The sequence below is a fragment of the Atribacter sp. genome, from assembly GCF_035418125.1.
Lineage (GTDB): Bacteria > Atribacterota > Atribacteria > Atribacterales > Atribacteraceae > Atribacter > Atribacter allofermentans.
In genome coordinates this window covers 1-5,127 of the sequence record NZ_DAOLQM010000157.1, presented here as the reverse complement: position 1 = coordinate 5,127, position 5,127 = coordinate 1, and the positions used below count along the sequence as shown (strand labels likewise).

Annotated in this window: 9 protein-coding genes; all 9 read right to left on the bottom strand. The window is 39.0% G+C overall.

The window, feature by feature from the left end:
• Window positions 1–292 (bottom strand): polyprenyl synthetase family protein (locus PLK24_RS08115; RefSeq protein WP_324478013.1); only part of this gene is annotated, 292 nt, incomplete at its 3' end.
• Window positions 292–726, bottom strand: coding sequence for a transcription antitermination factor NusB (gene nusB / locus PLK24_RS08110; protein ID WP_324478011.1), 435 nt, complete (start codon window positions 724–726; stop codon window positions 292–294). The genes PLK24_RS08115 and nusB, both read right to left, overlap by 1 nt.
• The gene (locus PLK24_RS08105) at window positions 716–1,102 is read right to left on the bottom strand and encodes an Asp23/Gls24 family envelope stress response protein (RefSeq protein ID WP_324478009.1); all 387 of its coding nucleotides are present in this window, start codon (window positions 1,100–1,102) and stop codon (window positions 716–718) included. Before PLK24_RS08105 ends, nusB begins: the two co-directional genes overlap by 11 nt.
• 11 nt (window positions 1,103–1,113) lie before the next feature.
• Complete coding sequence (gene efp / locus PLK24_RS08100) at window positions 1,114–1,680, bottom strand: elongation factor P (RefSeq protein WP_324478007.1); 567 nt, start codon at window positions 1,678–1,680, stop codon at window positions 1,114–1,116.
• Window positions 1,681–1,747: 67 nt separating this feature from the next.
• Window positions 1,748–2,809, bottom strand: a complete 1,062-nt coding sequence (locus PLK24_RS08095) for a M24 family metallopeptidase (protein ID WP_324478005.1) — start codon at window positions 2,807–2,809, stop codon at window positions 1,748–1,750.
• Window positions 2,810–2,828: 19 nt separating this feature from the next.
• A complete protein-coding gene (gene aroQ / locus PLK24_RS08090) occupies window positions 2,829–3,287 on the bottom strand; it encodes a type II 3-dehydroquinate dehydratase (RefSeq protein WP_324478003.1) in 459 nt (152 codons plus the stop codon).
• Window positions 3,284–4,381, bottom strand: a complete 1,098-nt coding sequence (gene aroB / locus PLK24_RS08085; protein WP_324478015.1) for a 3-dehydroquinate synthase — start codon at window positions 4,379–4,381, stop codon at window positions 3,284–3,286. Before aroB ends, aroQ begins: the two co-directional genes overlap by 4 nt.
• Window positions 4,350–4,868 (bottom strand): shikimate kinase, encoded by a 519-nt coding sequence (locus PLK24_RS08080; RefSeq protein WP_324478001.1) that lies wholly within the window; start codon window positions 4,866–4,868, stop codon window positions 4,350–4,352. Before PLK24_RS08080 ends, aroB begins: the two co-directional genes overlap by 32 nt.
• Before the next feature lie 3 nt (window positions 4,869–4,871).
• Window positions 4,872–5,127: hypothetical protein (locus tag PLK24_RS08075; protein ID WP_324478000.1), on the bottom strand; the 256-nt coding region annotated here is incomplete at its 5' end.

Below are 5,127 nucleotides of genomic sequence, written 5' to 3'. Positions count from 1 at the left end.
ATTTTCCACGACGATAATCATCATTGTCCATTTCTGGTAAATCATCATGAACCAAGGAAAAAGAATGAATCATTTCGATTCCACCCGCCAAAGAAAGGAGGTCTTCACGCTTAATACCATAAGCCTCACCGGTTGCCAGGCACAAAGATGCTCGGAGCTTTTTTCCTCCTCCAATAACTCCATACCGAAGAGCTTCCATTAATCGGGTTGGAGCCTCCGGGAAAAAAAGTCTTTGTTCCAAATGATTGTCTAAAAGAATGGCGTTTTCGTTGATATATTGTATGATATCCATTACTCTTTTTTATTAACCCCCAAAGATTTAAACTCGGTTTCAGAACTTCGAGCCAATTTCCCTAAAATACCATTGACGAATTTGCCCGAATCGTTGGTACTATATTTTTTAGCCAATTCTACTGCTTCGTTGATCGATACTCCAACCGATATATCAGATAAATAAAACATTTCAAAAACTGCCATCCTTAATAGGTTTCGATCAATAGTTGGCATCCTATATAAAGGCCATTCCAAACTATAAGCAGAAATGATACGTTCAATTTCAGGCAAGTTTTGTTCTACTCCCCGAACCAGTGAAAGGAAAAAGCTCCGATCATCATCCTTCCAATTCAAGGGTATTTTAAATACCGATAGGATTTCAGAAAGTGGCTTTTTCCTGAGATCCATTTGAAATAAAACCTGCAGAGCGGTTTCTCTCACTTTACGGCGCATAATTGACCTTCAGCTCCGGTGCCGATGATTCAAAAAATAAATTCTCAAAATTTTCATTCAGTCCAACGGATGAAAATTTTTGGACAAAAATATCAATTCGATCTACCTTTAGTCCGGTTTTTTTCTCAAAGTTATCTTTGAGGCTTTTTTGGACATCCCAAGCTACTTCTGGTACCCTCTTTTCTAAAGTAAAATTGAGATAAAGAGAAATATTTAAAGATTCTTTTTTGGTTTCGATCTTGATGCTTTCATCGGGTTGTTTTTCTAAAGAATCAATACCTGATACTTGAAGAACGATGTCCTCGATCAATTTCAATAAAACCCGATGAGAATATTCAATTTTTCCTTCTGACAAATGGATATCAACATACTTCAATATCGGCCCTCCTAAGCTCTCTCTAAGTATTCCCGAGTACGAGTATCTACTCGAATGACCTCCCCAATGTTCACAAACAAAGGGACTTGAACAACGATGCCGGTTTCAAGTGTAGCTGGTTTTGAACCACCCGAGGCAGTATCGCCTTTGATTCCTGGAGGAGCATCAACTACTTTTAATTCGACATAGGAGGGAAGATTTATAGTTACATGTTTATCTCCATACATCAAGATTTCAACCATCATATTTTCTACCAGAAAATCACTGGCTTCGCCAACCAAATCGTCAGGCAGCAGAACATCTTCGTAGGTTTCTTGATCGAGAAAATGGAAACCTCCATCATCTTTATACATATACTGAGCTTGTCTCCCTTCGAGGATGGCTCTAACGATTTTGTCTCCCGGTTTAAAAACTTTCTCGACGATAAAACCGCTATTTATATCTCGAAGTTTGGTTTTGGTCACCCAACTCCATTTTCCAAATTTTGCTGGTTGAAAAGCGGTAACAATATATAATGTACCATCAACATCGATACAGGTCCCAACTCGAAGATCAGTATTGGATATAATATCAGCCACTATAAAACCTCCTATGAATCAAAAAAAGTCTTAAATAGCCCTTTTCATCAATTTCTTAAATTTACCTTTACAAAATTACCGGAAGCCTATTTAAAATTCGACAGGATTCTTTTTCAACCACAACTATATTTTCCAGTCTTATCCCACCTTTCCCAGGGATATAAACTCCCGGTTCCACCGTTACAACCATGTTTTCTCGAAGAATAACTTCACTATTATTACTTAATCGAGGTGATTCATGAACTTGAATTCCAATTCCATGACCCAAACTGTGAGTAAAATATTGCTCAATTTTATGTTGATTGAGAAAATTACGAACTGTCCGTTCAACGTCAGCAGCACGCACACCATCCCGAATAAATTCCTGAGCCATTTGCTGTGCTTCCTTCAATAATTGGATGGTTTCCTCAAACCAGAGGTCCTCAACACAGCCGACAGGAACCGTGCGGGTAATGTCACCACAATACTTTTGATAACGAACTCCCCAATCGACTACCAACCAGCTTCCTGCTTCCATTCTCTCGTCGGTTGGTTGAGCATGAGGAAGAGCTGACCTTTCTCCGCTCGCCACTATAGTTGAAAAAGCAATTGAATCTCCGCCAGCTTTGATCATTTGATAATCCAATTCTAAAGCAAAATCTTTTTCTTTGATTCCAGGGCGAATCATTGGGCTCACTGCTTCCCAGGCTTTTTCAGAAAGGTGCAGCGCCCTTTCAATCAATTCAAGTTCTCTGGGTGATTTGATCATCCGCATTTCTTCTAACCAATTGGGAACCGGAACCAGTTCAAGGTTTTTTTCTTTTAAATTGAGATAACTTTGATAGCTGAGACTCGTCTCAAAATAAACCGTTTGAAAACCACTTGATGTGAGGATATCGGCAATTCTTTTATAGACATCGGTATTAAATTCGACGATTTCGGTGGAAGTTATAAACTCCTTCTTTGCCTGAGTTGTATAGCGGCCATCACAGAGAAAAACCGGAGGTCGGTCGGGAAATACTATCAAAAATCCACTTGATCCGGTAAAACCGGTCAGGTAAAAAATGTTGGATAGATCAGTCAACAAAAAAGGAATATCACGATTATTTTTCATATTCTCTTGGAGTTTTTTTATTCGATTGGTTTCCATATTTTTCCGATCCTTATCATTAAGCCAGACGTATCGCTTCTTCCTTTCCTTTCATGATGAGAGCATCCATAGCTAAGATATAACCAATCCAACCCAAACCACTAATTTGACCCCAACATACCGGTGCCGTTACTGAATGGTGACGAAATTCTTCCCTGGCATAGATGTTTGACTGGTGTACCTCAATTGATCGAATTTTTACAGCACTAAGAGCATCTCGAACAGCTATACTATAATGTGTTAACGCTCCCGGATTGATAATTATACCATCAATTTCTTTTCTTTTCTGGTGTATTTTATCAACGATCTCGCCTTCGTGGTTGGACTGAAAAAATTCTGTTTGTACCCCTCTTTTTTTAGCTTCTTCGGCAATTTTCATGATTAAAGTATCGTAACTCATTGAACCGTATAAGCTGGTTTCTCGCTCACCTAAAAGATTCAGATTTGGACCAAAAATAAAGAGCAATCTTTGATTCATGGTTCCACCTCAACTAACTGTGGCAAAATATCAAGAACAAGTCCCATTTCCACCGGAGTCGAGTACACTGGTTTGCCAATGGCTTTTAATAGGACCATCCTCAAGCTTCCACTCACATTTTTTTTATCTTTTAACAAGGATTGAATAAAGCTATCAGCTTTGACTGAATAAGGAAATGATGTAGGCAACCCACATCTCACCAGCAACTTTTGATGAATATTTACCAAATCAGTAGATATCATGCCCATTTTCTCAGCGACCATAGCTGCTCCTATCATCCCAACTGCTACAGCTTCACCATGACGAAGAGCTCCATACCCAAGGGTTTTTTCAAAAGCATGCCCTAAAGTATGGCCATAATTTAAGATACTCCTTACTCCACTTTCTTTTTCGTCCTCTTGAACGATTTCTCCCTTAAATTGAATCGATTGATAAATAACCTCTTCCAGAGTTTTTTGATCTTGTCCAAGAATCATCGATATATTCTTTCGAAAAAATTCAAAAAATTCTCCTCCCTTAAGCAAAGATGCTTTAATCACTTCACTCAAGCCTTCTCGGAATTCGCGGTCGGGTAAAGATTGTAAAAAATCAAGCCCAATAATAACTCCGTCGGGTTGATAAAAAGTACCGATTAAATTTTTTCCCTCTTCGACGTTTACTCCGGTTTTCCCACCAACCGAGCTATCAACCTGGGCTAAAAGACTAGTGGGAATTTGGAAATAAGGTATACCACGTAAATAGGTTGAGGCGACAAAACCGGTGATATCGGTAATCACTCCGCCGCCCAAAGCAATTAAAAATCCCTTTCTATCTAAACCCTGGTTTAATAACTCGTGGTAGATCTTCTCAACAGTATTCAGCTGTTTATACTCCTCACCGTCCGGTATGGTCACCATTGAAGGAATAAAATCCTTTTCTTTCAGTATCTTTATAATTTTTTGTGCATAGAGCGGCCCTACGGTAGAATTGGTTACTATGGTCACCTTTCGGGATGGAAATTGGACCTGATTCAACCAGTCAGATGTGGTAAAAAGTGACGGAAGGAGAATAACCGGGTAATGCTTAGTTTTGGTTTGTATAGAAAGGACGCGCACGTTCAATAATTTCTCCAATAATTCTTTCCAGCTTTTTTTGAGACGTATCAATTATAACATGAGCTTTTTCATACCAATCCACTCGACTCAAATAAAGCTCTTTGAGTTGATTTTTGGTAGGGTATTTTTGTAACAATGGGCGGATTGGATCCCCAGTTATCCTCAAAAAAAGTTCATCAAAATGAGCTTTTAAATAAACGGTAAAAAAACTTTGGCGAAGGATCTTCCAATTATCTTCACCAATGGGAAGCCCCCCACCAGTTGCTAACACAACCTTCTTTAACTCGGCCACTTCGGTTAAAACCGACTTCTCGCATTCTCGAAAATACACTTCGCCCTTTTGTGCAAAAATCTCTGGTATAGAGCAATTTTCCTTTTGCTGAATTAACCCATCGCTATCAAGAAAAGTCCACCCTAACTGGCGAGCTAATTTTTTACCAATGGTCGTCTTCCCTGATCCCATAAAACCAATAAGTGCAATATTCATTTATTAAGAACAAGAAGAACAGGATGAGCCCGGATTTTGTCCTTGATTTTGAATGATTTCCTGGATCTGTTGATCAATTTCATCCTGCAAGCTGTCATCAATCATATCGGCGTTGATAGAAATAGCTTTTTTTAAAGCGATAGGGTGACCAGCACCATCTAATCCGTTGAAGGTAATGATTGCCTGACCAAAGGGAATATTGTGGTTTATATAATAGTCTTGAGTCGATTGGTCAAAAATCTCGAGCTTCAGGGTTCGG